Raw genomic sequence first — 722 nt, 5'->3', positions numbered from 1 at the left:
ACATGGCAGCAGCCGCGAGAACAGAGGATGAAACGGATGCGTGATCCGCACTAATTGCGTAACTGCGTTCGTAGAGTCTGCATTCCCAAGTGAGGTACAAGCGGCTGGATGAGGCGAAGTTCTGCTGGCCGCGGATCGGCCACCACCGGGTCCAGCTCAATCATGCTCAGCTCATGGCTCTGGTTGACGGAATGGACTGGAAACGGGTTCGAACGGAGACCGTCAGGCGGCCGCAATCGGTTGGGTAAAACCCTGCGGCATGATGAATCAGGGAGCTGAAAACGCGGGAATGCCCGCGAATATGCTCTGATTTTGGCCATGTCGGCACCCGATCTCGCGCTCCCGGACGACGTTGACGCGCTCAAGGCGATGGTTGTTGCCATGGCCGAAAAAGCCGCCGGTCTGGAAGAGCGTAATGCCGATCTCGAAGTCCACAATACGCATCTCGAGTTGGTCAACAAGAGCGCCGAGGAGCGGATCGCACGACTGACGGCGGTCGTGAAGATGCTGGAGCGGTCGCGCTTCGGCAGCCGCTCCGAAAGGTTGCGGGCCGGTGCGCTGAGCGAGGAGCAGTACGCTCTGGTCTTCGACGAGATCGAAACCGGCGTGGCGGCCATCCAAGCGCAGATGGAGAAGTCTGCGGGCGGCTCGAAAGCGAAGCGCGCTCCGCGTCCTCGCAAAGGCTTTGCGGCCCATCTCGAACGGATCGAGGTGGTCATCGA

The 722-nt window shown here is 60.7% G+C and carries 2 protein-coding genes; both read left to right on the top strand.

What is annotated here, in order from left to right:
* Nucleotides 1–89: 89 nt before the first annotated feature.
* Nucleotides 90–248 (top strand): IS66 family insertion sequence element accessory protein TnpB, encoded by a 159-nt coding sequence (gene tnpB, locus NKJ91_RS33715; protein WP_352458948.1) that lies wholly within the window; start codon nt 90–92, stop codon nt 246–248.
* A gap of 70 nt (nt 249–318) precedes the next feature.
* A partial coding sequence (locus NKJ91_RS33710) for an IS66 family transposase (protein ID WP_352458947.1) occupies nt 319–722 on the top strand: 404 nt, incomplete at its 3' end.

Origin of the sequence: Mesorhizobium sp. M0040, from assembly GCF_040323505.1 — a bacterium.
Taxonomy (GTDB): domain Bacteria; phylum Pseudomonadota; class Alphaproteobacteria; order Rhizobiales; family Rhizobiaceae; genus Mesorhizobium.
The sequence above is the reverse complement of the archived record's forward strand: the minus strand, read 5'-3'. Positions and strand labels throughout refer to the sequence as shown.